At 73.0% G+C, this 24862-nt stretch carries 23 protein-coding genes; 19 read left to right on the top strand and 4 right to left on the bottom strand.

From position 1 onward, the window contains the following. From Vqi01_RS09890 to Vqi01_RS09825, 14 genes are all read left to right on the top strand, one after another. Positions 1 to 528 (top strand): SUKH-4 family immunity protein, encoded by a 528-nt coding sequence (locus Vqi01_RS09890; RefSeq protein ID WP_204034418.1) that lies wholly within the window; start codon positions 1 to 3, stop codon positions 526 to 528. A 448-nt stretch (positions 529 to 976) separates the two neighbouring features. Beyond that, a complete protein-coding gene (locus tag Vqi01_RS09885; RefSeq protein WP_204034417.1) occupies positions 977 to 2506 on the top strand; it encodes a phage tail sheath family protein in 1530 nt (509 codons plus the stop codon). Positions 2507 to 2530: 24 nt separating this feature from the next. Further along, positions 2531 to 2974, top strand: coding sequence for a phage tail protein (locus tag Vqi01_RS09880; RefSeq protein WP_204034416.1), 444 nt, complete (start codon positions 2531 to 2533; stop codon positions 2972 to 2974). Positions 2975 to 2978: 4 nt separating this feature from the next. Continuing rightward, positions 2979 to 3428, top strand: coding sequence for a hypothetical protein (locus Vqi01_RS09875; RefSeq protein WP_204034415.1), 450 nt, complete (start codon positions 2979 to 2981; stop codon positions 3426 to 3428). Continuing rightward, positions 3425 to 3583, top strand: a complete 159-nt coding sequence (locus Vqi01_RS09870) for a DUF6760 family protein (protein WP_204034414.1) — start codon at positions 3425 to 3427, stop codon at positions 3581 to 3583. The genes Vqi01_RS09875 and Vqi01_RS09870 overlap by 4 nt, the downstream gene beginning before the upstream one ends. Before the next feature lie 46 nt (positions 3584 to 3629). Further along, on the top strand, positions 3630 to 6578 hold the full coding sequence (locus Vqi01_RS09865; protein ID WP_204034412.1) for a hypothetical protein: 2949 nt from the start codon (positions 3630 to 3632) through the stop codon (positions 6576 to 6578). 61 nt (positions 6579 to 6639) lie between these two features. After that, complete coding sequence (locus Vqi01_RS09860) at positions 6640 to 7077, top strand: phage tail protein (protein ID WP_204034411.1); 438 nt, start codon at positions 6640 to 6642, stop codon at positions 7075 to 7077. 4 nt (positions 7078 to 7081) lie between these two features. Then, on the top strand, positions 7082 to 7852 hold the full coding sequence (locus tag Vqi01_RS09855; protein ID WP_204034410.1) for a CIS tube protein: 771 nt from the start codon (positions 7082 to 7084) through the stop codon (positions 7850 to 7852). Next, complete coding sequence (locus Vqi01_RS09850) at positions 7842 to 9584, top strand: VgrG-related protein (protein ID WP_204034409.1); 1743 nt, start codon at positions 7842 to 7844, stop codon at positions 9582 to 9584. Before Vqi01_RS09855 ends, Vqi01_RS09850 begins: the two co-directional genes overlap by 11 nt. A gap of 42 nt (positions 9585 to 9626) precedes the next feature. Continuing rightward, positions 9627 to 9908, top strand: coding sequence for a PAAR domain-containing protein (locus Vqi01_RS09845; protein ID WP_204034408.1), 282 nt, complete (start codon positions 9627 to 9629; stop codon positions 9906 to 9908). Between the two features lie 5 nt (positions 9909 to 9913). Then, positions 9914 to 10324 (top strand): GPW/gp25 family protein, encoded by a 411-nt coding sequence (locus Vqi01_RS09840; protein WP_204034407.1) that lies wholly within the window; start codon positions 9914 to 9916, stop codon positions 10322 to 10324. After that, complete coding sequence (locus Vqi01_RS09835) at positions 10324 to 12279, top strand: putative baseplate assembly protein (protein WP_204034406.1); 1956 nt, start codon at positions 10324 to 10326, stop codon at positions 12277 to 12279. Before Vqi01_RS09840 ends, Vqi01_RS09835 begins: the two co-directional genes overlap by 1 nt. Before the next feature lie 31 nt (positions 12280 to 12310). After that, on the top strand, positions 12311 to 12835 hold the full coding sequence (locus tag Vqi01_RS09830; protein WP_204034405.1) for a phage tail protein: 525 nt from the start codon (positions 12311 to 12313) through the stop codon (positions 12833 to 12835). After that, positions 12832 to 14055 (top strand): zinc ribbon domain-containing protein, encoded by a 1224-nt coding sequence (locus Vqi01_RS09825; RefSeq protein WP_204034404.1) that lies wholly within the window; start codon positions 12832 to 12834, stop codon positions 14053 to 14055. The genes Vqi01_RS09830 and Vqi01_RS09825 overlap by 4 nt, the downstream gene beginning before the upstream one ends. On the opposite strand, the gene Vqi01_RS09820 is transcribed toward Vqi01_RS09825, so the two are convergent. Then, on the bottom strand, positions 13970 to 16867 hold the full coding sequence (locus Vqi01_RS09820; RefSeq protein ID WP_204034403.1) for an AfsR/SARP family transcriptional regulator: 2898 nt from the start codon (positions 16865 to 16867) through the stop codon (positions 13970 to 13972). The two genes, Vqi01_RS09825 and Vqi01_RS09820, sit on opposite strands and share 86 nt — an antisense overlap. Before the next feature lie 197 nt (positions 16868 to 17064). On the opposite strand from Vqi01_RS09820, the gene Vqi01_RS09815 reads away from it, so the two are divergent. The 5 genes from Vqi01_RS09815 to Vqi01_RS09795 are packed head-to-tail and all read left to right on the top strand — an operon-like array spanning position 17065 to position 21089. Then, a complete protein-coding gene (locus Vqi01_RS09815; RefSeq protein WP_204034400.1) occupies positions 17065 to 17601 on the top strand; it encodes an RNA polymerase sigma factor in 537 nt (178 codons plus the stop codon). After that, on the top strand, positions 17598 to 18380 hold the full coding sequence (locus Vqi01_RS09810; protein WP_204034399.1) for a zf-HC2 domain-containing protein: 783 nt from the start codon (positions 17598 to 17600) through the stop codon (positions 18378 to 18380). Before Vqi01_RS09815 ends, Vqi01_RS09810 begins: the two co-directional genes overlap by 4 nt. Beyond that, positions 18377 to 19132: an ATP-binding cassette domain-containing protein gene (locus tag Vqi01_RS09805; protein ID WP_204034397.1), complete on the top strand. Its 756-nt coding sequence runs from the start codon at positions 18377 to 18379 to the stop codon at positions 19130 to 19132. The genes Vqi01_RS09810 and Vqi01_RS09805 overlap by 4 nt, the downstream gene beginning before the upstream one ends. Continuing rightward, a complete protein-coding gene (locus tag Vqi01_RS09800) occupies positions 19129 to 20424 on the top strand; it encodes an ABC transporter permease family protein (protein ID WP_204034396.1) in 1296 nt (431 codons plus the stop codon). Before Vqi01_RS09805 ends, Vqi01_RS09800 begins: the two co-directional genes overlap by 4 nt. After that, complete coding sequence (locus Vqi01_RS09795) at positions 20421 to 21089, top strand: hypothetical protein (protein ID WP_204034395.1); 669 nt, start codon at positions 20421 to 20423, stop codon at positions 21087 to 21089. Before Vqi01_RS09800 ends, Vqi01_RS09795 begins: the two co-directional genes overlap by 4 nt. Here the strand turns inward: Vqi01_RS09795 and Vqi01_RS09790 are convergent. The 3 genes from Vqi01_RS09790 to Vqi01_RS09780 are packed head-to-tail and all read right to left on the bottom strand — an operon-like array spanning position 21056 to position 24836. After that, positions 21056 to 22126 (bottom strand): hypothetical protein, encoded by a 1071-nt coding sequence (locus Vqi01_RS09790; RefSeq protein ID WP_239098292.1) that lies wholly within the window; start codon positions 22124 to 22126, stop codon positions 21056 to 21058. The two genes, Vqi01_RS09795 and Vqi01_RS09790, sit on opposite strands and share 34 nt — an antisense overlap. Continuing rightward, the gene (locus Vqi01_RS09785; RefSeq protein ID WP_204034393.1) at positions 22123 to 23196 is read right to left on the bottom strand and encodes a hypothetical protein; all 1074 of its coding nucleotides are present in this window, start codon (positions 23194 to 23196) and stop codon (positions 22123 to 22125) included. The genes Vqi01_RS09790 and Vqi01_RS09785 overlap by 4 nt, the downstream gene beginning before the upstream one ends. Continuing rightward, on the bottom strand, positions 23196 to 24836 hold the full coding sequence (locus tag Vqi01_RS09780; protein WP_204034392.1) for a hypothetical protein: 1641 nt from the start codon (positions 24834 to 24836) through the stop codon (positions 23196 to 23198). The genes Vqi01_RS09785 and Vqi01_RS09780 overlap by 1 nt, the downstream gene beginning before the upstream one ends. Positions 24837 to 24862 lie beyond the last annotated feature (26 nt).

Raw genomic sequence — 24862 nt, 5'->3', positions numbered from 1 at the left:
GTGCTCAAACACAGGCAGCTCCAGAAGTGGTTCCCGGACAGCGACATCGTCGTGCTGCCTCCAGCCGCCATTACTCCCCAGGTCACCGACGAGGGCGCCCGCGCGGTGCTGACCGAAGCCGGGATGCCGGAGAATCTCTACGACGTCCTGGATCTCCACAGCCGTCTTTCAGTCGCGGTCACGACGATCGGCGAGGCGTACGCGCAGCAGGACGCTCAGGCGCCTGCGAACACGGAGGCGCTTCTCTATCTGGGCTTCGCAGGCCAGCGCTTCCTCGCCCTGAACGGACAGTCCGGCGAGGTGTTGCAGGTGCATGACGACTTCGGGGCCCGACCGTTCGCCCCCGGCCTGGAGAGCTTCGTAAGAGCGCTCGGTGCGGTCAACAATCGCGTACGCAAGAGCCTGAAGAAGGGGCGGACGTCGAGCGTCGAACAGTTGCTGGCCGAAGTGTCCAAGGAGTTTCCCCTGGCGGACGCCGAACACGCGTGGCGCGACTTCCTCGCCGACATCGTGGCGAGCGCGGAGTGACGCCCAGCCCCGGCCGAGCCGGCGGCCGTTGGCTGACCGGCCTGAAGGCCGCTGGCCGCTACAACGAGGACATCCTCGCTGGGTGAGTGCGCTCCAGCGGGGAGCTTGTCGAGGCTCAGGAAGCCTCGACAGGGGCGGGATTTCAGCCAGACGAGGGCGAACTTGGTCGTCGTCTCGCTGATCCGTACGTCTCCCGCAGTTCGAGCAGCGTCGACGGCTCAGGCCGCTGCCGCCTACCGGACCGCCATTCTAGGCAGTGGAAGCACCGTGCTCGACGGCCGTTAATAAGGGGCCCTTCCTATACACGAGGCGTTAATAGGGGGCCCTTCCTTGCACTCGGTGCGCTTAAGGGCAGCGAAGGGTTCCCGATCAAGCGGCCGGGTGGACGTTTAACCAGGGCGACACAGGCGGGACGCTGGCCTTGATCCCCGAGGGACGAGGAGGCGTGATGCCCAACTACCTGGCGCCGGGTGTGTACGTCGAGGAGGTGGAGTCCGGCTCCCGCCCGATCGAGGGCGTCGGCACGGCGATCGCCGCCTTCGTCGGCTTCGCCGCGCAGGGGCCGTTCAACACTCCGACGCTGGTGACGAACTGGAGCCAGTACTCGCAGATCTTCGGTGAGTTCGCCCCGGACTGCTACCTGGGCCACGCCGTCTACGGGTACTTCATGCAGGGCGGCGGGGCCGCGTACATCGTGCGGGTCGGTGGCGACCGGGCCGAGGAGGCGCTGCCCGCCGCTCCCGCGCCGACCGCCGTGCTCGGCACCTACAAGGTGGTCGCCCGGGCACTGCCCGAGGGCATGCCGGAAGATGTCACGGTCGAGGTCGCCGACCCGCCGGAGGGCGCCGGCGAGGACCGGTTCAACCTGGTGGTCAAGCGCGGCGGCCAGGTGGTCGAGACGTTCGAGTCGGTGACCACCAAGCGCGGCAAGGACAACGTGGTGACCGTGGTCCGCGATCGATCCAAGCTGATCACCATCGAGGAAGCGGCGCCGACCGGGCAACTGGCCCGGCCCAGCGGTGGCGAGGTGGCGCTGACCGGGCCGGGGCCGATGTCGGCGCCGGAGAGCGTCTCGGCGGAGGAGTACGTCGGCGACGCGGCGGAGCGTACCGGCTTCGGCGGCCTGGAGGCGGTCGACGAGGTGACCATGGTCGCGGTGCCCGACCTGATGGGGGCCTACCAGCGCGGCGCGATCGACCTGGAGTCGGTGAAGACGGTCCAGTCGGCGATGATCGCCCACTGTGAGCTGATGGGCGACCGGATGGCCATCCTGGACCCACCGCCCGCGCTCAACGCCCAGCAGGTCAAGGAGTGGCGCACCGACCAGGCCGGCTACGACTCGAAGTACGCCGCCCTCTACTACCCGTGGATCAAGGTGTTCGACCCGGTGACCGGCACCAACCGGTTCATGCCCCCCTCGGGTCACCTGGCCGGGGTGTGGGCGCGCAACGACGGGTCGCGCGGGGTGCACAAGGCGCCCGCCAACGAGGTGATCCGGGGCGCTGTCGCGCTGGAGACCCAGTTGACCCGCGCGGAGCAGGAGTTGCTGAACCCGCTGGGCGTCAACTGCATCCGCTCCTTCCCCGGCCGGGGCATCCTGGTCTGGGGCGCCCGGACGCTCTCCTCCGACCCGGCCTGGCGCTATCTGAACGTGCGGCGGCTCTTCAACTACCTGGAGGAGTCGATCCTCAACGGCACCCAGTGGGTCGTCTTCGAGCCCAACGACGACATGCTCTGGGCGCGGATCCGGCGCACGGTGAGCGCCTTCCTGGTCAACGAGTGGCGGCGCGGCGCGCTGTTCGGGCTCACGCCCGACGAGGCGTTCTTCGTCAAGTGCGACCGGGAGACCAACCCCGCCGAGAGCATCGACGCCGGCCAGGTGGTGTGCCAGATCGGTGTGGCACCCGTCAAGCCCGCCGAGTTCGTGATCTTCCAGCTGGCGCAGATGTCCGGTGGCACCAGCCTGGTCAACGAGTAGTCCCCGTAGCGTCAGGAGGCAGTCGTGCCGCTCCCCGATTTCGACTCCGCCGTCGGCCACTCGTTCGGGCTGGAGGTGGACAGCATCGTCATCCGGCAGATCACCGAGGTCACCGGCCTCAAGATGGAGCAGGATGTCATTGAATACAAGTCGAACACCGCCGACGGCAAGTTCGCCGTCCGCAAGGCGCCCGGTGCGCCGAAGGCCGGCGAGGTGACGCTCACCCGGGGCCTGACCGCGGACAACAGCTTCGAATCGTGGATCAAGGACTGCCGGTTCGGCAAGATGGGCCAGGCCCGCAAGGGCGGCGCCATCATCGTCTTCGACTACGAGGGCTTCCCGATCAAGCGGTACAAGCTGACCAACGCTTGGCCGAAAAGCCTGGAGATCAGCTCACTCAAGGCCGGCGACACCAGCGTACTCACCGAGAAGCTCGTGGTGACGTACGAGGCGATGGAGGTCGAGTAGCCCCATGCGCCGTACGTCGTCGCTCGTCCCGCCGCCCGGTGCCGACGCGGCCGAACCGCCCGCCGTCGCGACACGACGCGAGACGCTGCGCACGGAGTTCCCGTTCGAGCTGCCCCGCGGCTACGTCGACGGCTCCGGGACGCTGCACCGGGACGGGGTGATGCGACTGGCGACCGCCCGGGACGAGCTGGTGCCCCTGCGCGACGACCGGGTACGCGAGAACCCGGCCTACCTCACGGTGGTGCTGCTCAGCCGGGTGGTCACCCGGATCGGCACGGTGGTGGACGTCCACCCCGGCGTGGTGGAGGACCTGTTCGCCTCCGACCTGGCGTTCCTTCAGGACATGTACCGGCGGATCAACAGCGAGGGGCACACCCGCGCCAGCGTGGTGTGCCCGGAGTGCCAGCACCGCTTCGCGGTCGAGCTCGCCGGTGGGCGCCTGGGGGAATCGTGACGTACGCGGCCGACCGCATCTACTCCGAGGTCGCGTACGTCGCCTACCACTTCCACTGGTCGCTGGAGGAGATCCTCGACCTCGAACACGGCGAACGGCTGCGCTACGTAGCCGAGATCGCGAACATCAACACCCGCATCAGTCAGGGACGGTGACCCGATGTGGCGGTGGCCGTGGCGCTCGCAGCGAACCGTGCAGCGCTTGCCTGCGCAAGACGCCGCGCCCGACACCGCGTCGACCGATGACCGCACGGCAACGACGCCCGACGACGCTGCGGCCGGCACGGCGACCGGTGACCGCACGGCCGGTACGGCGACTGGTGTTGCTCCGTACCGGCGGAACGAGCCGCCGGCCTGGCAGGGCCTGCCGCCGATCCAGCGGGTCACCCCCGACGAGCCACGGTTGAACCTGCCCGAGACGTTCACCGGCACGCTGGCGTCCTGGCGTGATCCGTCGTATCTGGCTCCGCTCGGTCACCTGGTCTCCGGCGCCGAACCGGCCGGCGTGCTGCACGGTGCCGCCGAGCCGGTGATCGCGCCGGCGGAACCGAACCCGGTCGTGCGGGCCTCCGCCGACGAGCTCACACCGTTGCCGCTCGCGATGCCGGCCGCGCCGACGCCGGGCAGCAGGGCCTCCCTGCAACGCTCGGTGATCGGCACCGGGCCGCACGATTCTCCGCCGACCACCCCGCACCATCCTGACCCGCCCCTCTCGCACAGCTCCGGCCCGGCCACCTCATCCGGCCCGGCCACGAGCCACGATCCCGGCCCGGCCCCCACGAGCCTCGAACCCGGCCCGGCCACGAGCCTCGAACCCGGCCCGGCCACGAGCCACGATCCCGGCACGGCGACGAGCCGCGATCCGGGCACGGCGTACGCTCCCGGCCCGGCCACGCTGCGCGGGCTCCGGCTGCCGCCGGCCGAGGTGCCGGGGCCGTTGCCGGAGTTGCCGCTGGCGGTGCCGGCGCGGCCGGTACCGCTGGAGCCGGTGTCGGTCAGCCGGCTGCTGACCGCGCCACCACCGCCGGTGGAGCTGCACCTGCCCACGGTCGGCCCGCCGACCGTCGTGGCGCAGCGCACCGTCACACCGGGCACCCCCGAGCGCTTCCAGTCCGCTCCGGGACGGCAGGCCGAGCTGACCGATGTCGAGCAGCCAGGCGACGAGTCCGGCGCACCCGAAGTACCCACGCTGGGCCGGGAGCTCGTTGATCCAAAGCTCGCCTCCGGCGACACGCCCGCGCTCGACGACTCGGGCGCGATGGCCTCGGCAGACGCAGCCGGAGCATCGGCAGCGTCCGGCGGGCCGGCGCTCGACCTGGCCGTGCAGCGGAGTTCGCCGGAGGGCCCACGACCGCCTCGTCGGCTCGGTCTCGGTGAGCCCATCGTGTCTCCGCTGCTCCCACGGCACGACCCCGTGGCAGCGGCCGACCCGGTGCAGCGCCTGCCGGCCGGCGACAGCGCGTCCCCACCACCGCTGATCGACCGGCCGGTCGGCGCCGGTCAACCGGTCACCGACCCGAGCGCCGACGCCCGCCAGTCGGCCGGCAACGACCGGACTGCGGCCGAGGGCAGTGCGAGTACCGGCGACCAGGCGGGACTGGTCGGGGAGACAGTCGTCTCGCGCCTCGCCGCCGACACCGGCTCCGTCGGCTCCTCCCCCGGCCAGTTTTCGACCGACGTCGGCCTCGACGCCAACGCCGGCACCGACCTGGGTGCGTCGGCACCGGTCGGTGACCTGCCGGTCGTTGGTCCATCGGCAAGCCGGAGCACGCCGGACGACGACCTGCCCTCGGGCGGGGATGTCGCGTCAACCGGCGTGCAGACGTCCGTGCCACCGGACGCCGAGATGTCCACCGAGGCGCAGGTGGCCCCCCTGCTCGGTCAACCGTCCGCAGCGACGCCGCCCCGCGCCGAGGAACCGGCACCGCCCAGGGTCGGAGCGCCGGAACCGGCCGGCCCATCCGATCGGGCCACCAGCCCGGGCGGCGGCCACCCCGCCGGAGGTCCCGACCTGCCGGTGGTGTCCCGGCTGGCCACGCCCGCCTCCGCAGCCGATCCTCCGGTGCGGCCGACCGCCATCGGCTCGAACGCCGCACCCGCCGGCAATGCCCCGCACGAGACACCGGCCGGCATCGGCACGCACGCCGCACCGGCCGGCAATGCCCCGCACGAGACACCCGCCACCTTGGGCGGCGGCGCCGCTGCCACCGTCGGGACGGACGCTCCAAGCGGCGGCATGGATCATCCCGGCACCGGGTCCGGCACCGCCGACCTGGTGGGTGGCTACGGCGACCCGCCGGATCAGCCGGGCGGCTCAGGTGGGCGGCCCGACGCCGCACCGGCACCACTGCCCCTCGTTGTGGCCCGGTTGGTCGGCGACCGCCCGATCCGGTCGTTGACCGGGGAGTTGCCCGAGCCGGCGGCACCGGCCGGGCCGAGCGTGCAACGGGTGAGCTGGCAGCAGCACGAGGCAGCGGCCTCGGTCCCGCTCGCCGCCGCCGGGTTGGACCGCGCCGAGCCGCAACTGCCGGCCGCCGCAGGCGTCCCCGCTCAGAGCGAGGCTGGCGGCAGCACGCCGGTCCAGCGCTGGGTGGGTGCGCTACCCGACTCGCCGCCCCCGTCCGTCCGGGCCGGCTCGGGCGGCGGCAACGCGCCGGCCACCCGCCTCACCGGCTCCGGCGGAAGCAGCGCCCCGATGACGCTCTCCGACAGCGGCAGCGCCCCGATGACGTTCTCCGGCGGAAGCAGCAGCCCGATGACGTTCTTCACCAGCTCCGGCAGCGGCAGCGCCCCGATGACGTACCTCGTCAGCTCCGACGCGGGCAGCACGCCGGCGGCGTACCCCGATGGGCTGGGCGGGCCGTTGCTCGTGCAGCGGGCCGAGTCCACGGACATGCCCCCGGACGACCTGCCCCCCGCGGAGTTCTCCAGCCCGCCTCCGCCCGACCTGCCTGCGCCGCCGCCGGCTGCGGCGGCACCGCCGCCGGATGGCGCGGCGGTGGCCGGACAGCCGGCGGTGCCGGGCGCACCGGCCGCCGGGATCGAACCCGAGGAGCTGCTGAAGAAGCTGTACGACCCGCTGCTGCGCCGGCTGAAGACCGAGTTACGCCTCGACCGGGAACGGCACGGGGTGCTCGGCGGACCCGGCTGACCGCACCACCGCACGGCCGTGAAGCAGCGGCGAACCAGCGCCGAACGACCAGGAGGAATGGATGACCAAGGACGAGGTCGCCGTCGCGATCGCCTTCGTCGTCAAGATCGACGATCAGGATCTCGGCGCGTTCAACACCTGTGACGGGCTGGGCTGCGAGGTGGTGGTGGAGCAGCGGGAGGAGGGTGGCAACAACGGCCACGTCTGGCAGCTGCCGACCCGGATGAAGTTCTCCAACGTCAAGCTCTCCCGGCCGATCACGGCGGACAGCACCAAACTGATGCGCTGGTTCTCCGGCATGGCCAACGGGATCACCCGCAAGACCGCCACCATCGAGGCGCGCACGCTGGAGGGCACCGTGATCGCCCGCTGGGGGCTGCTCGACGTCATCCCGGTGAAGTGGTCCGGGCCGCAGCTCAGCCCGGACAGCCCGAAGGTGGCCGTGGAGACCCTGGAGTTGGCCCACCACGGCTTCTTCGGCCCCGGGGCCGGGGGGTGAGACCGTGAGCGCCTCGCCGGTCACCTTCACCGCCGCCGGCAGCCCCGCCGGCCGGGGCGGCGGCGCCCCGCCGCAGCTGACCCACGCCTACCTCCAGCTGCACGAGCCGCCCCGCAACGGCGGCACCGCCTCCCCCGGGCCGAAGCTGAGCCAGATCCCGTTCCAGTTCAACCCGAAGGAACTGGCGCTGACCAAGACTGCCAAGTGGAAGCGGGACGCGCAGCGCAACGCCAAGAAGAGCGGCGTGCCGGAGTTCACCGGGTCGGACCCGTGCAAGCTGAGCCTGGAGATGTTTTTCGACGCTACCGACACCATGGACAGCTCGGTGGTGAAGCGGGTCGAGGAACTTTTCGCCTGCTGCGTACCGACCGACGCGAGCCGGCAGCAGAAGAAGGGATCGCCGCCGTGGGTGGTGTTCCACTGGGGTGGCATGGTCGGCTTCCCGTCCTTCGTGGCCAGCGTCAACGCCAAGTACACCCTGTTCACCCCGGGCGGCACACCCGTGCGGGCACTGTGCACGGTGACCCTGGAGGAGATCTCCGGCGAGCAGCCCGGGCAGAACCCGACCTCGGGCGCGCTGGCCGCTCGGGACATCCACGTCGTCGTCACCGGGGACACTCTGCACTCGGTGGCGTACCAGGCGTACGGGCGGGCGGGTCTGTGGCGGCAGATCGCCGAGGCCAACGACATCGACGACCCGATGCGGCTGCGCCCCGGCACCGCCCTGCTGGTGCCGGCCCCGGAGGAACTGACGGACGGTGCCCGTGGCCAATGAGCAGTTCGCCAACGCCCTCCTGGTCGAGGTGGGCGGCAGCCCGCTGCCCGCGGAGATCGCCGCGCTGCTGACGTACGCGGCGGTGGACGACAGCCGCAACCTGCCCGACCGGTTCGTGCTGCGCTACCGCGACCCGGACCGCAGCGTACTGGCCAAGGGAGGCTTCACCATCGGTGCGCCGGTGCGGCTGAGCGTGCAGACCTCCGACCCGGGTGGCCCTGCCCTGCTGCTCAACGGCGAGGTCACCGCTCTGGAATGCGAGCTGGACGCGACCGGCACATTCAGCGAGGTACGCGGCCTCGACCTGGCGCACCGGCTGCTGCGCGGGCGGCGGGTCGCCGCGTACCCGGGAATGAGCGTGCCCGACATCGTGCGCAAGGTGGCGCAGCGAGCCGGACTGAAGGCGGGCCGGATCGACCCGGTGGCCGGCATCGGCGGCGAGCCGGAGACGCAGCTCAGTCAGGACAACGTCAGCGACTGGGCCTTCCTGCACCGGCTCGCGGAACTGGTCGGCGCGCAGGTGATGGTGATCGACGGCGAGCTGCACCTGCGGATGCCCGAACCACCGGCCGGCGCACCGGACACCTCCGCGCGGGCCACCCAGGACCCGCTGGTGCTGGAGGTCAACCGGAACCTGATCTCGTTGCGGGCCGGGGTGACCGCCACCGCGCAGGTGCCCGAGGTGGGCGCGCGGGGCTGGGACCCGGCCACGAAGCGGGCGGTCAGCTCGACCGCGACGCCGAAGGTGCCCGGCGCCGAGGGGATCGGGGTGGACCCGGCCGAGTTGGGCAGAAAGCTGGGCAGCCCGCCGTACCTGGTCGCCGACCCGACCCTCGGCACCGACGCCGCGGTCCGGACGGTGTCCGGCGCGCTCGCCGGCGACCTCGGTGCCGGCTGCGCCGAGATCGAGGGGGTGGCCAAGGGCAACGCCCGGCTGCGCGCGGGCGCGGCGGTGGCGCTGGCCAACATCGGCGAACCGTTCCAGGGCAAGTACGTGCTGACCAGCACCCGGCATCTGTTCAGCGAGCAGGCCGGCTACACCACGGCGTTCACCGTCTCCGGCCGCTCCGACCGCTCGCTGTACGGCCTGACCGCCGGCGGGGCGGTGACCGAACGGGCCGCTCAGGGCCTGGTTCCGGCGGTGGTCAGCGACGTCAAGGATCCCAGGAAGCTCGGCCGGGTCCGGCTCACCCTGCCGTGGCTGGACGAGAAGTACACCACGGGCTGGGCGCGGGTGGTGCAGCCCGGCGCGGGCGCGGACCGGGGGGCGGTGCTGCTGCCGGAGGTGGGCGACGAGGTGCTGGTCGGGTTCACCGGCGGCAACCTGGACGCCGCGTACGTCCTCGGCGGGCTGCACAACGGCAAGGACGCGCCGCCGAAGCTGGACACCGAGGCGGTGGACGACGGCAGCGGCCGGATCGCCGTGCGGGCGCTGGTTTCCCGCACCGGCCACCGGTTGGAGCTGCTGGAGGCCGGCAGCGGCCCGGACGGGGTCCTGATCGCCACCGGCGACCGGAAGTTCACCGTACGGCTGGACCGCAGCGGCAAGCAGATCGAGATCGTCAGCGACGGCAAGGTCAGCGTCCAGGCTCGCAACGGAATCAGCCTGGACGCCGGTACCGGGGCGTTGGAGCTGGCCGGGCAGCGGGTCAGCGTCACCGCAAAGGGCGACCTGGGCATCGAGGGACAGGGCCCGGTCACCATCCGTGGCGCCGTGGTCCGGATCAACTGAGCGACCCGGGGAGACTCCTCGGCCGACCGAAGGGAGAGTGCCGTGCCACCAGCCGCACGCGTTGGCGATCCCACCGCCCACCCGGGGACGATCGGCGGCCCCGGCGTGCCCACCGTGCTCATCGGCGGGCAGCCCGCGGCGACCGTGGGCACCACCCACGCCTGCGCCTTCCCGGGCACCCCGCCGCACCCGCCGTCACCGCTGGTCCCACCCGGCTGCCCGACGGTGCTGATCGGCGGGCGACCCGCCGCCCGCGTCGGTGACCTCACCGGCTGCGGGGCTCCGATCATCGCCGGCTGCCCGACCGTGCTGATCGGCGGGTGAGGGGAATGGCCACGGATTTCGTCGGAGCCGGTTGGGCGTTTCCGCTGCGTACCGACCCGACGGGTGGAATCGCGCTGGTCCGTGGGGACCGAGAGGTGGTGGAGAGCATCCGGCTGATCCTCGGCACCGCGCCCGGTGAACGGCCCGGCCGACCCGAGTTCGGCTGCGCCATCCATGAGCTGGTGTTCGCCCCCGCCGACCCGTCCACCGCCGGTCAGGTCGCCTACCAGGTGCGGCTGGCCCTGGAGCGGTGGGAGCCGCGCATCGTGTTGGATGACGTGCTGGTCGACTTCGCCGACGCCGCCCGCGGCACCCTGCACATCGACATCCGCTACCGGCTGCGTCAGGACAACGACCCGCGCAACCTGGTCTTCCCGTTCTACGTCATCCCCGCGCACGACCCCGGAGCCGAGTGATGGCCCTGCCCGCACCGAATCTCGACGACCGCCGCTTCCAGGACCTGGTGGACGACGCGAAGCGTCTGGTGCAGCGGCGCTGCCCCGAGTGGACCGACCACAACGTCTCCGACCCGGGGGTGACCCTGATCGAGACGTTCGCGTACATGGTCGACCAGCTGCTCTACCGGCTCAACCGGGTGCCGGACCGGCACTACGTGAAGTTCCTCGACCTGCTCGGCATCACCCCGTTCCCGCCGGCCGTGGCCTCGACGGACGTCACGTTCTGGCTCTCCGCGCCGCGCGACGCGCCGGTCGTCGTGCCCGCCGGCACACACGTGGCGACCGTCCGGGCCGAGAACGTCGAGCCGGTGACCTTCGAGACGCTGCGCGAGCTGACCGTGCCGCCGTGCCGGCTGCGGCGGGTGGTGACCGTGCCGGCCGGGGGCCAACCGACGGACCGCACCGGTGAGCTGAACGGCCCGGACCGCTTACCGGCGTTCGCCGACCCGCCGGTGGCCGGCGACGCGGTCCTGTTCGGGCTCGACGAGCCGGTGCCCGGCTGCGCCGTGCTGCTCACCATGGACTGGGAGGTCGCCGGGCGCGGCGTGGACCCGACGAACCCTCCGCTGGTGTGGGAGGCGTTGACCGACGAGGGCTGGGTGGAGTGCCCGGTGGAGCGGGACACCACGGGTGCGCTCAACCGGGCCGGCGAGGTGGTGCTGCACGTACCGGCCGGGCACAGCGCCTCGGTGGTCGCCCGGCACCGCGCCGGCTGGTTGCGGTGCCGGCTGCGCCAGCCCGCCGCCGGGCAGCCGTTCTTCCACGCCCCGCCCCGGCTGGGCCGGGCCGAGGCGGCCACCATCGGCGGCACGGTGGAAGCCTGCCACGCGGAACTGATCGCCGGGGAGAGCCTCGGCGCCTCCGAGGGGGTGCCGGGGCAGCGGTTCACGGTCCAGCGGGCGCCGATCGTGGCCGCCGACGGGGCGATCGAGATCGAGGTGAGCAGCGCCGACGGCTGGCAGACCTGGCGGGAGGTGGCGTCCTTCGCCGACTCGCGGCCTGAGGACCGCCACGTGTGCGTGGACCGCAGCACCGGGGAGATCCGCTTCGGACCGGCCGTGCGGCAGCCCGACGGCACGATCAGCCGGCACGGGGCGGTGCCGCCGAAGGGCGCGGTGATCCGGATTCCGGCGTACCGGACGGGCGGCGGCCGGCAGGGCAACGTGGCCGCCCGCACGCTCAGCGTGCTGCGCGACCCGGTGCCGTTCGTGTCGACGGTGACCAACCGGACCGCGGCCACCGGCGGGGTGGACGGCGAATCGTTGGACGAGACGTCGGTCCGGGGACCGCTGACCCTGCGCACCCGGGAGCGGGCGGTCACCGCCGAGGACTACGAGCAACTGTCCCGGCAGGCCGCGCCGGAGGTGCAGCGGGTGCGGTGCGTACCGGCGGGAAACGGCTCCGCCGCGGTGCGGGTGCTGGTCGTCCCGGCGTTGGGTGAGCACCGGGACACCGACGACGACGCGGCCCGGTTCGCCGCGCTGCGACCGCGCGACGAGATCCTGGAACGGATCCGGACCTTTCTCGACTCCCGCCGCTGCGTCGGCGCGCGGGTGCTGGTGGAACCGCCGTTCTACCAGGGGGTCACGGTGGTCGCCCAGGTCCGCGCCCGGCCCCGGGCCGGCAGCTCCAACGCCGATCTGCGCCGCCGGGCGGTGCGCGCCCTCTACGACTATCTGGATCCGGTGCGGGGCGGGCCCGAGGGCGCCGGCTGGCCGTTCGGGCGACCGGTGCAGTCCGGCGAGCTGCACGCGGTGCTGCAACGCGTCGCCGGGGTCGACCTGGTGGAGGAGGTACGCCTCTTCGGGGCCGACCCGACCAGCGGGGAACGCGGCGAGGCCGTGCAGCGTCTCGAGCTCGACGTCAACGCGCTCGCCTTCTCGTACGGCCACCAGGTGCGGGTCACCGGGTGACGGGCCGGATAGCCGAGGTCAGGAGGGGTCGATGCGGGGTTGGGTACCGGGGCTGATCAGCCCACACCCGATCGGGCAGCAACTGCCTGCGGTCTACCTGGAGGACGACTTCGCGCAGCGGTTCACCGCCGGCCTCGACGAGGTGCTGGCACCGATCCTGCTGACCTTGGACTGTCTCGACGCCTACTTCGACCTGGAGTTGACGCCCCCGGATTTTCTTGACTGGCTGGCCGGTTGGGTGGCCGCGCCGGTGGACCGGGACCGGCCGCCGCAGGCCCGCCGCGACCTGGTCCGGCACGCGGTGGAGCTGCACCGTTGGCGCGGCACCGCTCGGGGTGTCGAACTGGCGCTCCGGGTCGCGACCGGGGCCCGGGTGGAGGTCACCGACAACGGCGGCGTGAGCTGGTCGGCGACGCCGACCGGCGCCCCGCCGGCCGACGAGACATCACAGGTCCGGGTACGGATCCACGGAGACGTCGATGAACCGCTGGTACGCCAGGTGCTGGCCGCCGCCGTGCCGGCACACGTGCGGACGACCCTGGAGATCCTGCCATGATCACATGCGACGCCTGCGGTGCGACCAACGAGGCCGGGGCACAGTTCTGCGGCACCTGCGGCGAGTTTCTGTGGAGCCGATCCGGACCGGATCAGCCGTCGGAGGCCGTCGACCGGGAGCCGACCAGGACGCCGCCCGAGGAACGCGGACGAGCCACCGCCACCACGGATGGGCCGCCAGCGGCCGCGGAACCGAAGCAGGCCGGTAACCGGGCACCGGTGGACACCGACGCGGGTGGGCCCGGCGACCAGCGCCCGCCCGCACGCACGGCGACCACCGACAGCCAGCGCGGCGACTCCGCCCCGCGCCCCCGGCACCCGGACGACGGCCCCGCCGACGCGCGAGACCCCCGGTCCACGCGACCCGACCCGCCCAAACCCGTGCAGCCCGGCGCACCGAAGCCCGTGCAGCCCGGCCCGCCTGAACCCGGGCCGGTGTCGGATGACGGGTCGCCACGCCCGCCGGACACTCGTGTGACCTGCCCGAATCCGGCCTGCGGCGCACAGAACGACCCGGGCCGGCGATTCTGCCTGCGCTGCGGTGAGCCGTTGGTCGCCGCGCCGGTCGCCACCGAACGCAAACGCACCTGGTGGCAGCGGCTGTGGGACCGGCTGCGGCGGCGTACGCCCCGTCACCGCCGCAGCCTGCGCTACGAGGAACGACGCGTCGGCGCCGCGGCCCGCCGGACCCTGCTGATCGTGCTGGCCGTCTGCCTCGTCGCGGTGCTGGCCGTCGTCGGGCCGCCGCTGGCCCGGCGGGCGGTGGAGGCGGTACGCGACCGTACCCAGGATCCGACTCCGCTGGTACCCGCCTCGGTGGTGGCCTCGTCGGAGGCGCCCGGTGCCGGTGCCAGCCGGCTGACCGACGGAGCGAGCAACCGCTACTGGGCGCCTGCCGGCAAGGCCACCGACTCGTGGGTGGAGGGCCGGTTCAACGAGCCGGTGCGACTGCTCACCGTGGTGATCACTCCGGGTGTCAGTCCGCGCCGGCAGGCCTATCTCGCCGCCGGGCGGCCCCGCGAACTGACCGTGGTGACGGTCAACGCCGACGGCGAGGAGCAGAGCACCGACATCGAACTGGTCGACGAGCCCGGCGAGCAGCACTTCGACGTGTCCATGCCGGACCTGGTACGGATCAGGCTGGTTGTCCGCTCGACGTACGGTCCGGGGCTGATCCCGGCCGTGGCGATCGGGGAAGCGGAATTCTTCGGCCGGCGGTGACCGTGGCCGGCGACGGGACGCCCGCGACCACGGACGGGTCCAGCCCGAGGGAGACGAGCACGTCGGCGTAGCGGCGGCGGGCGTGCGCCGCCGCGGCGGCGTTGCCGGCCCGGTCGTGCGCGGCGATCAACGTCCGCCAGCCGGCGTCGTGGCACGGGTCGATCTCGACGCAGCGGGCCGCCATCGCCACCGCCGGTTCGGTCCCGTCGCCACCGCGCAGGGCGGCCTCGGCGAGCCGGGCCGCCGCCTCGGCCGCCTGACGGCGCAGGGTTTCCCGCTCGGCCACCACCCACTCCGCCGGGCCGTCCTCCGGCAGCAGTTCACCGGCGTACGCGGCCACCGCCGCCCGCAGATCGTCGAGCGTCCGGGGGTCGGCGGGCCCGCGCCGGGCGGCCCGGGCCACCGCGCGCCGGAACTCGCTGACGTCACACCACGCGTCGGGCGGCAACGCCAACAGGTACGCGTCACCGTCGCGGTGCAGCAGCGTCTCCCGGTCACCGAGCGGCAGTTGGGTGTCGAGGAACCGCCGCAGGCTCGACAGGGCGACGTGCAGGGTCCGGGTGGCCGTCGCCGGGTCGGTGTCCGGCCAGAGGGCGTCGAGCAGCCGGTCGCGGTGCACCGGGGCGGCCCGCATGGCGAGCATCCGGGCCAGTGCCCGCGCCCGTGGACGCAGCGGAGCCCAGTTCAGCGGCTCGCCGTGCAGGCAGATCTGGAAGCCACCGAAGCAGCGTACGGTCAGCGGGGCCGGGCGCGGTGCGGCCGTCGACGGCCGGGTCTCGGGCGTGAGCCACGCGGACACCACCGCCCGCGGCAGCCCGGCGTGCTCGGCGGCGGCGTGCACGGCCGCCAGCGCGTTGCTGCGGCCGGGCCCGGCGGGCAGCCCGGCGGCGAGGGCGAGCACTCGCGCCCCCGGCACTCCGGCGGCTCGCGCGGTGCTCTCCGCCCGCCGGACCTCGACCTCGGCGTCGGGCACGCGGGCGCGTACTGCGGCCAACGCGAGCAGGGACTGCGCCCAGGCGGCGAGCACACCGCCGTCCACCGCGCGGGCCAGGTCGAGCAGCCGGGCGGCCTCCTCCGGTTCCGGTCCGCCACGCACCGAGCGGGCCAACGTGACGCAGCCCGCCGCGAGCAGCGCACCCCACCGGTCCCCCAGCCGATCGCACTCCTCCGCGACCGCGGCAGCCTCCTTCAGGTCGGCCTCCGCCCCGGCCAGCGCCGGCACCGCCCGGGCCAGTCGGACCAACCAGGGCAGTCCCGCGCGGTCGGCGGCCAGACCGACGGCGGCGACCGCGGTGGCCGCCTGCGGGTCGGCGCGGGCCACCGCGACGGCGGCCCGCAGCAGCCGGCCGGCGAGCCCGACCAGGTCGTTGTCGGCCCAGGCCTCCTGCTCCAGCCCGCGCAGCGCCTCGCCCACGTGACCGGCCAGCAGCGAGGCGGTCGTCCGGACCAGCACGTCCTCGGCCCCGGTCAGCCGTTGCGCCTCCCCGACCACGACGGCCGGATGCCGGCGGGTGGCGGTCCGCAACCAGCCCGACCAGTGCCCGCGCCAGTGGGCCGCGTCCGGCAGCCAGGCCGCCACGTCCGCGCGCAGCGACCGGCAGCGGGCCGCGCCCGGACCGGCACCGAACAGTTCCTCGGCCCGGCGCAGCAGCGGGACCGCCGCCGCCAGTTGCCCCTCGTTGATCCGGTGCTGGGCGTCGGCCAGCACCAGCCAGGGATCCTCCGCGATGAACCAGGACGGCAGCAGGTCGGACCACGGGTCGAGACCCCGCACAGCCACGGCGTTGCCGGCGGCGTCGAGCAGCCGGTGCACCTCGGGCCACTGCTGGGCGCGGGCGAAGCAGCGAGCCGCCTCCAGCGCCGCGCCCTCCTCGGCGAGCAGCCGCCCGGCGCGGGCGTGCCACTGGCGGGCCCCGGCCTCCCCCTTCTGTTCCGTCAACACGGCCGTGAGGTGGCCCCGGAGCACCTCGTGGTACGTGAAGGACCGGCCGCCGTCGTGGGAAACCGTGAACGCCTGCCGCCGCTCCAGCTCCTCCAGCGCGGCCTGCCCGTCACCGCCGCCCAGCAGCCGGTCACACCGCTCGGCGGTGACGATCTCGAAGACGGAGGTGAGGACCAGGAACCGGTACAGGTCCGGAGCCAGCTCCGCCAGCACCGTACGGGTGAGGTAGTCCCGCGACAGCGCCGAGCGGACCGTCAGCGTGGCCACGGCCCGACGCCGGTCAGGCAGCGGTTGGCCCTGAGTGGACAGATGGTAGAGCTTCAGCCCGGCCGCCCATCCGCCGAGCCGTCGGGCCAACGCCGCCACGTCGTCGGCGGGCAATGGTTCCCGGTAGACGTCCCGCAGCAGCCGCTCCACCTCCCAGGTGCGAAAGCGCAACTGCTCGGCGTCGACCACGACGCTGTCGGAGAACTCGTGCCGGGTCAGGATCAGCGGCGAGACCCGACGGGTGCCGATCAGGACGGCCAGGCCCTCCCCGGTCAGGCCCAGAGCCCGTTCCAGCAGCACCGACTCCCCCGGCGAGCCCTCGATCAGGTGCAGGTCGTCGACGATCAGCAACCCCTCGTCGCGGTCGGGCCGCGCCGCGTCGACACGATCCAGCACCCGCGCCGGATCCGCGTCCGCCGGCACGATCCGTAACCAGCTCACCGGGCCGTCGACCCGGTCGGCGTACTGGGCGAGCAGGGTGGTCTTGCCGCACCCGGCGGGTGCCACGACCAGGCCGAGCGATCGGGGTCGTACGTCCAACGAGGTGATCAGCCTCGATCGCACCAGGCCCTGCGACGGACTGCGGGCAGACTCCGTCGACATCACGTACACCTCCCCGGAGGCCGCCATGAGGGCACGTTGCCGTGACCGCACCACCGCTCATGGTAGCCACCGAAGGCGCTCTGTCGCGTTCGGTAATCCGACCCACACCCATCGGATGTGAGTCGGTTGACGTCATCACCTGATCGGTCCCGATCGCTTCGAGAACCGTTTCGCGGCGGGCTGCGTCCTAACCTTTCGTGATGGACGAGGAGGACGGGGCGTTGCTGCGCCTCGTCGGAGCGGGCGACCGGCGTGCGTTCGATGTGCTGTACGCGCGGCACGCACCATGGCTGGTGCTGCGCCTGCGTCGCCGCTGCCGCGACCCGGAGTTGGCCCAGGAGCTGTTGCAGGAGACGTTCCTGACGGTCTGGCGGGCGGCGGCCAGCTACCGGGGTGACGGCGCGGCGGTGCAGTGGCTGTGGGCGGTCGCGCTGCGCCGGCTGATCGACACACGACGCCGCGCCCTGGCCCGCCCGCAGAGCGCCGGCCCGGTGCCGGAACCGGTCCTGGCCTGGTCGCCGTCGGCGGAGGAAGAGGCGCTGGCCGGGACGTACGACGCGGATCTGGAGCGGGCCCTTCATCGGTTGTCGCCCGAGTTGCGGGCGGTGTTGCAGGCAACGGTGCTGGACGGGTTGACCGTGCGGGAGGCGGCGGTGGTGCTGGGCGTACCGGAGGGCACGGTGAAGACCCGGGCGATGCGGGCCCGCCGCGAACTGCGGGAGGCGTTGTCGTGACTGACTTTCACCTTGACGCGCGGGTGCTCGCGGCGTATGTCGACGGTGGCCTGGACGACGCGGATGCCTGGTCGGTGGAGGCACATCTCGACCGATGCGCCGGGTGTCGGGCCGGCATCGTCCTCGACGAGCCGACTGAGCGACTGGTCGAGGCGGCGGCGGTGGCGTTGGTACGACGTCTGCCGCCGCCGGGACGGGCGCGGCCGGCGTCGACGTGGCGACGCTTGCGGGTGCTGCTGAGTGCCGCGCCGGCAGCCCGGGGCGCCTGGTTGATGGCGGTGGCCGTCGCCGGACTGGCCTTCCTGGGCGCGTCGGTCGGTCCGGCCACGCTGCCACCGTGGCTGCTGCTGCTCCTCGCGCCGGCACTGCCGGTGGTCGGCACCGCCCTGTCGTACGGGCCGCGCACCGATCCGCTGCACGAGCTGGTGGCGGGCACGCCGCACGGCGGGCTGCGGATCGTGCTGTGGCGCACGCTTGCGGTGCTCACCGCCACCGCGCCGGTCGCGGTCCTCGCCGGCACGGTGACGGGCCTCGGTCCGCCAGCGGTGTGGCCGCTGATGTGTCTCGCCTTGACCGCGCTGACGCTGGCGCTCGGCTCGTTGGTCGAGCCCGCCACCGCGGCGGGTGTGGTGCTGGGGATGTGGGCCCTCGTCGTGTTGGCGCCCTTCGGCGCCTGGGCGGTCGTCGTGGACAGCGGGCCGGTGTGGCTGGCTGTCACCACGGCAGCCCTCGCAGTGTTGTACGTACGTCGGGAACAGGTGGGGAGACGAGCGGCGTGACGACGTTGAGCATCCGGGGCCTGCGGGTCGGCTACGGCAGGCGGCTGGTCCTTGATGACCTGGACCTCGAACTGGGTGTGGGAGTGCACGGCCTGCTCGGTCCGAACGGGGCTGGCAAGACCACGCTGATGCGGGTCCTGGCCACGGTGCTGCGACCGGATCGCGGCGACGTCCGGCTGCTCGGGCAGCCCTTGGCCGATGATGCCGGGTTGCGCCGGGCCCGCCGCCGCCTCGGCTACCTGCCGCAGTCCTTCGGGTTCTATCCGCGCTTCACGGTGCGGGAATTCGTCGAGTACTTCGCCTGGCTGAGGGAGATGCCGCCAGCGGAAATTCCGTTGGCGGTGGACCGGGCGATTGAGCGGGTCGGGCTGCTCGACCGCGCCGACGACCGGATGAAGCATCTGTCCGGGGGAATGCTACGACGGGCCGGCATAGCCCAGGCCATCGTGAACGACCCAGGGTTGCTGCTGCTGGACGAGCCGACCGCTGGCCTCGATCCGGAACAGCGGGTGGAGTTCCGGGCCCTGCTGCGGGAGTTGGGGCTGGACGCCGTCGTCGTGGTCAGCACCCACCTGGTCGAGGACGTCGTCGCCGCCTGCGCACGGGTCAGCCTGGTCGACAACGGGCGGCTGGTTTTCACCGGCCTGCCTGACGAACTCATCGCCGCGGGCGAGGACGGCGACAGCGGCGACTCCCCGATAGAGCGCGGGTACACGGCGGTGCTGCGCGGTGCGCGGGAGGCGGCGCGGTGAACCGGGTGCTGCGGATAGAGCTGCGCCGGGGCACCGCACCGCTCGCCGCCCTGGCGATGTTCGGTGCCGGGGTGTGGATGTTGGTCGTGCACCCGGACCACTGGGCTGGCCGGTGGGCCGGCCTGGCCAACTACTTCCGAGGGTCGATGCTGATCCTGTGCGCGCTCATGGTCGCCGCCGGTGCGTGGCAGGCCGGCCGGGAGCGCCGGCGCGATCTCGACGAGCTGATCGGCTCCACTTCCCGTCCCGGCTGGCACCCGTTGCTGGTGGCGTGGCTGGCCGTGGCACTCGCCGGCAGTGTCGGTGTGCTGGTCGCCTTCGCCGGGGCGGCGGTGCTGGTCGCCCCGGTCGCGACGTACGCCGCAGGCGGCTGGTGGTGGACCCTGCTCGTCGGCGTCGTGGCGCTGGGCGCGGCCACCGCGTGCGGCACGCTGGTGGGTCGGCTGTGGCCACTGCGGGTCGCCGCCCCCGTCGCCGGCCTGGCCACGTACCTGGGGCTGGGAGTCCTGCTGTACCAGGACACGACGGCAGCCGCCTGGCTCTCCCCCGTCCACTCCGGGTGGAGCGTGCACTGGGTCGTGCCCGACCGGGTCATCGCGGGGCAGGTCGCCTGGCTGCTGGCGCTCACCGCCCTGCTGCTGGCCGCCGCCGCCCGCCGGTGGCGCGTCGCCGCCCTGGCCGGCGGAGTCGCGATCGCCGTCGCGGTGCCGATCGTCACCGGGCCCGGCCCGCACCGCCTGCCGGCCGACTCCGGCGCGGTCGAGCTGGTCTGCACGGAGACCGGGCCGCAGGTCTGCGTGTCCAGGATCAACGCTTTCCTCCTCGACGACGTGGCGCCGGTCGCGCAACCGATCCTGGCGCGGCTCGACGGCATCCCCGGTGCGCCGCGGCGGGCGGTGGACCACGCCGCCGCGCCGACCGGAACACCGGACACCCCCGATGACGGGACGATCTGGCTCTCCCTGGAGCAGCAGTCCACCGTCCGAGGTGGCCTGGCCAGCCCGGACGGGCTGCGTGCCGACTTCCGAGCGGTGACCTGGCCGCAGTGCCCCGCCAAGCCGGATCGCGAGGTGAGCCAGCAGGTGTACCTCGTCAGCGGGCTCGCGGCAGCCTGGCTGCTCGACGAGTGGAACCCCACCGACCCGGCGCCTGCGCCGGCACCCGCCGATCCGGCGCTCGAATCGCTGCGCGCGATGCCGCTGGTGCAACAGCGCGCCTGGTTCGCCGCCTACCTGGATGCGGCGGCCCGCTGCGACGTGTCGGCGCTGCTGACGCTCGGGCGGCCACGGTGAACGCCCGGCTGCTCAGGCTGCACCTGACCGCGCGGGGCGTACCGGGATTCGCGGTCGGCCTGGCCGCCGTCACGGTGCTGGCCTGGTGCGCCGGAAGTTGGCTGGCCAGCCGCTCCTACTTCAACGGAGCACTCGCCCGGGTGCCGGTGGTCGCGCTCGCGCCGCTGCTCGCCGCCATCCTCGTCGGGCCCACCCTGGGCGGCGCCGATGATGACCTTGAGCGCAGCACCGCGCTGCGGTGGCGAGCGTGGCGGGCCGGGCACGTCCTGCTCGCCGGGCTGACCATCGCTGCGGCGCTCAGCCTGGCCGGGCTGCGTGAGCCGCACACCTTCGGTGCGTACGCGCTGGTCCGCAACGCCCTCGGCTGCACCGGCATGGTCGCCGGCGCGGCGGCGCTGCTCGGCGTACGTCTGGCGTGGCTGCCGGCGTTCGGCTACGTGTGCGCCGTCTACGCCGCCGTTCCCCGTCAGACGGACCCGGTCACCGCGCTGTGGGCCTGGCCGCTTCAACCTTCCACCTCCGTCACGTCCTGGCTGCCGGTGGTCGCGCTGTTCGGACTCGGCGTCACCGCCTACGTCCGCTTCGGCCCCGGCGCGACGGTTTTCAAGTCAATCTTGGACACTTTCGGCCCTCAGAGGGGCCACTCCGGTCCAAGATCCACATAAGCGGGCGGGGCGATCCGGATGTTGTCCAGGAGCACGCCGGATGCCTGTTCGAGGACGATGGGTGCACGGGAGCGGCGTGGGTCGCCGGATCCGGGCGTGACCAGCGGTAGCGGCACCAGGGTGCAGTCCGACACGACGACGTCGCGGTATTCGAGGACACGGATGGACTGGTCGATCTCGCTGCGGCCCCAGCCGGCGATCCGCATCGCGTACAGCGGGCCGTTCCAGGACACCCAGGCGCGCGACACCCGGATCCGTTCGCCGATGGCGCTGCCGTCGGCGCCATGACCGGCGCCCGCCCCCGAACCTCGCAAAGCGTGGAAGCGGTCGGTGTTGTCGCCGGGCAGCAGCCGGAAACCGATTTCGACGGCCGACAGGCGGACCCGCTCCACCGCCACGTCGTGCACCGAACTGAGGTAGAAGCCTTCGAAGGCGTCGGTCACGTGCAGGTCGCTCATGCTGAGGTGGTGCGGGTGGTAGGAGGGCCCGACGATCGAGTCGACACGGTCGCCGACCGCACCCCAGTGCACGGCGACCCCGGTGCAGCCGCCGACGATCGAGACCTCGGCGATGGTGAGGTCGCGTACCGCCCCCATGACGGCGATGCAGTTGGCCGCGCGCGTGTCGGGGCGTTCGACCTGGACGCGCCGGATCTGGATCCCCTCGATCCACTCGGCGGCGGCCGGGTAGAGGTATCTGCCGACGGTGATCGCGGTGCCCAGGTCGCCGCCGTGCTCGCCGGGCGAGCAGGGCGGCGGGCGAAAGCCGATGTCCTGGATCGTCACCCGCGAGCCCAGCACGTGCACGACGGGTGAGCCGTCCGCGCTGGACGAGGTGAGCCAGGTGGTCACCGGGCCGTCGCCGGGCTCGGCGCCGGCCAGGGTCCAGTCGGATCCGACGACGATGCCGCGATCCAGCGCGAAGGTGCCCGCTGGCAGCCGCAGCGTGCCGCCCTTCTGTGCCGCCAGCAGTCGCTCGAACGCCTTCCGGTTGGCCACCGCGTCGTCGGTGAGCGGCAGGTCGTGGGTTCCGGTCACCACTGCACCTCGACGACCTGGCAGGCGAGATCGGAGACGCGTCGCCGGGTCGGGTCGGGCTCGGCCAGGCCGATCAGCACCGGTCCGGGAGACGTCCGCTCGATCAGCACGTCGAGCAGGTCGTCCGCCGCAGCGGTCGCGCCCACCCGGCAGTCGGCGCCGTCGACCAGGCTCGCCGCTCGTACGACCAGTTGGTCCGGGCGCGGCGTACGAGTGAACGGGGATGCCGCGAACAGCGCGTACCCCGCACCACGCCGCGCCACCCGGAGGGCCTTCAGCACGGTCTGTCCGCGCCGTCGACGCAGCCAGGCGTGACTGGGGTGGCGAAACGCAGCCGGGGGCGTCGACGCGGCCGTGATCCGCAGCCGGCAACGCACCTCGGCGCTGTCGGCGTTGACCACGACGAACCGGGACCGGGGCTGGCCTTCGCCGAGACCCCGCGCCCCGACCAGTCCGCCGGCGCTGACCACACCGGCGAGTTGAGCGGAAGCGCCGGTGAGCCGACGCGAACCGGTCGGCTGGTCAGCGTCCTCGGCCGGGGCGAGCTCCACCTGGTTGATGCGCACGCCGACGGCGGACAGCGGGCTGAGCGACGAGGCCGACCACGGCGGCAACGCGGCGTCCGCGAGCTCGATGACCAGCAGCCCGTCCGCGCCCACCTCGTCGGCGCCCAGGTCGAACTCCACCCACCCGTGGGCCTCCACCATCCGCACCCGCCCCCGGTGGCGGCTGATCAGGACGGCGGCCCGGGCCGTGGCCTGGGCCCGGACCATGATCAGGCGGGGCAGTTCGCGTACGCCCCGGGCCGGCGCTCCGGCGCCCGACCAGGCCGCCTGCGTGGCGCTGTCGACGTGCAGGTTGACCCGGACGCGGACGGCTCGGCCGTCGGTGCGTACCTTCAGCACGACCGCCCCGGACGCGGCCTGGACCCGCCCCACGATCGCCACACCGCGGGAGAACCGGTCGGCGACCAGGACCTCGGGATCGCCGCCGGAGGTGAACACCGCCGGCAGGTCACGGGCCGGGACCGGATCGTCGAATTCGGTGGCGAACCAGCTGCCGATCGCCACTACCGGTCACCCCCGGGCACCGGAAGGTCCATTCGGGTCAGCACCGGCTCACGCCGGGTCCACATCCGTTCGACCGCCTCGAACAGCGGATCCGCGTCGCTTTCGATGTGGCGGAACGCGGTCCGCACCGCGCGGAGCAGGTAATCGGCCGGCCAGACCTCCCAGTGCGGCACCTGCGGGGTGAACAGGTCGGTGGCGCTGCGGTAGAACCACAGCCACAGCCGGGCCCGCTCGACCTGCTCGGCCGAGATGGTCTCCTCGCCGTTGCGCAAGGCGGCGATCGCCGAGTCGAGCGCCTTCCAGTAGGCCTCGGGGTCCTCGACCACGGTGGACAGCCCGCAATCGCTCCACTCGGACCAGCCCGCCTGGATCACCGGGATGCCGTACGCGGGCAGCTCGTTGCTCACGCTTCCGCGTACGGTCACCCCGAGGTCGACCACGCTCCACAGGCCGTTCTTGCTGAGGTCCTTGCTCGGCTGGAACACCATGTGCCGGTGCCGCTCGTAACGGCGGGCGACCGACTCGAAGAAGCCGGTGCTGTCGTAGCGGAACTGGCTCGGGTGGTCCTGGAACAACCACTGCGCCTCAGTGCAGGTGCTGGCGAAGCGCGCCGTCTGCTCGAACCAGTCGGCCAGGGTGGGGAAGGACTGGTGGTTGGTGCCGGGCGCGTCGGAGACGGCGTGGTTGAAGACCGCCACGATCGGCCGCGCCGGGTCGAACCCGAGACGCGCCGCGAAGTGCGTACGCAGCCGTGCCCGCTCCGCGCTGCTGGTGATGTCGACGGAGGCGCTGGCGCCGCCGCGCCACCAGCTCGGCCGGCCCAGGTTCACCTTCGATCGCCAGGCCACCAGTTCCGCGTTGCGCCGCACCTCGGCACGCCGTGACCAGACCCGCCGCTCGAAGAACTCGCCGAGGTGGCGGGTGAGTTCGCCGCGGAAGGTGAACTCACCGCTGTCGGTCTCGGGGTACAGGGCGTACGCCTTCAAACACCCTGTCTGCTGGGTGTGCACGACGGGTACGCCGGCACGCCGGGCGGAGTCCACCGCCAGACCCCAGTGGTCGTAGTCGACGTGGCTGGTGACCAGGGCCACCGCAGGACCACCGCCAAGCAGCGCGTCGTAGTACGACGAGATGGCCCGGGCCAGCGCCTGCCGCCGCCGGTAACGCGGATCGGCGGTCGGGTCCTCAGGTGCGTGGGGCCGCTTGGTCACCCGGCAGTAGGTGGCGCTGACGAACTCCGCCAGGGTCTCCTCGCTGATCGCCGCGCCCGGGGTCAACCGCCGCCCGAACAGCTCCACCGGCACCGAGCCGGTCGCGCCCTCCACCAGGCGGTAGAGGTCGATGACCTCGCTGGCGCCGTACGCCGCCGCGAGCCGCTCGACCAGCGTCACGTCGAACCCGGTCCAGAGCGCCTCGTGCCACATCTGCTCCACGCCGGTCACGACCACGAGCTGGGCGGGCACGATCCGGCGGATCGCGTTGGCCACCGCCAGGTTGCGCATGGCGACCCGGATGTCCTGGTGGAACACCTCGACGACCAGATATCGCGGGGACGGTGTGGACCCCAGGTTCTTGCGCCAGTACACCGAAGCGGAGTCGAGGAATGCCTCGAACTCCTTCTTGTCAGCTCCGAGCCACACCCGAAGAACCGTCCTTGTCGTGAGAT

Source organism: Micromonospora qiuiae (assembly GCF_016863555.1).
GTDB lineage: Bacteria > Actinomycetota > Actinomycetes > Mycobacteriales > Micromonosporaceae > Micromonospora > Micromonospora qiuiae.
The sequence above is the reverse complement of the archived record's forward strand: the minus strand, read 5'-3'. Positions and strand labels throughout refer to the sequence as shown.

What these genes read in the sequence shown, in the direction of transcription:
- Vqi01_RS09885 (WP_204034417.1), top strand. Translation starts at nt 977, where the DNA reads ATGCCCAACTACCTGGCGCCGGGTGTGTACGTCGAGGAGGTGGAGTCC.
- Vqi01_RS09875 (WP_204034415.1), top strand. Translation starts at nt 2,979, where the DNA reads ATGCGCCGTACGTCGTCGCTCGTCCCGCCGCCCGGTGCCGACGCGGCC.
- Vqi01_RS09860 (WP_204034411.1), top strand. Translation starts at nt 6,640, where the DNA reads ATGACCAAGGACGAGGTCGCCGTCGCGATCGCCTTCGTCGTCAAGATC.
- Vqi01_RS09840 (WP_204034407.1), top strand. Translation starts at nt 9,914, where the DNA reads ATGGCCACGGATTTCGTCGGAGCCGGTTGGGCGTTTCCGCTGCGTACC.
- Vqi01_RS09835 (WP_204034406.1), top strand. Translation starts at nt 10,324, where the DNA reads ATGGCCCTGCCCGCACCGAATCTCGACGACCGCCGCTTCCAGGACCTG.
- Vqi01_RS09830 (WP_204034405.1), top strand. Translation starts at nt 12,311, where the DNA reads ATGCGGGGTTGGGTACCGGGGCTGATCAGCCCACACCCGATCGGGCAG.
- Vqi01_RS09825 (WP_204034404.1), top strand. Translation starts at nt 12,832, where the DNA reads ATGATCACATGCGACGCCTGCGGTGCGACCAACGAGGCCGGGGCACAG.
- Vqi01_RS09820 (WP_204034403.1), bottom strand. Translation starts at nt 16,867, where the DNA reads ATGTCGACGGAGTCTGCCCGCAGTCCGTCGCAGGGCCTGGTGCGATCG.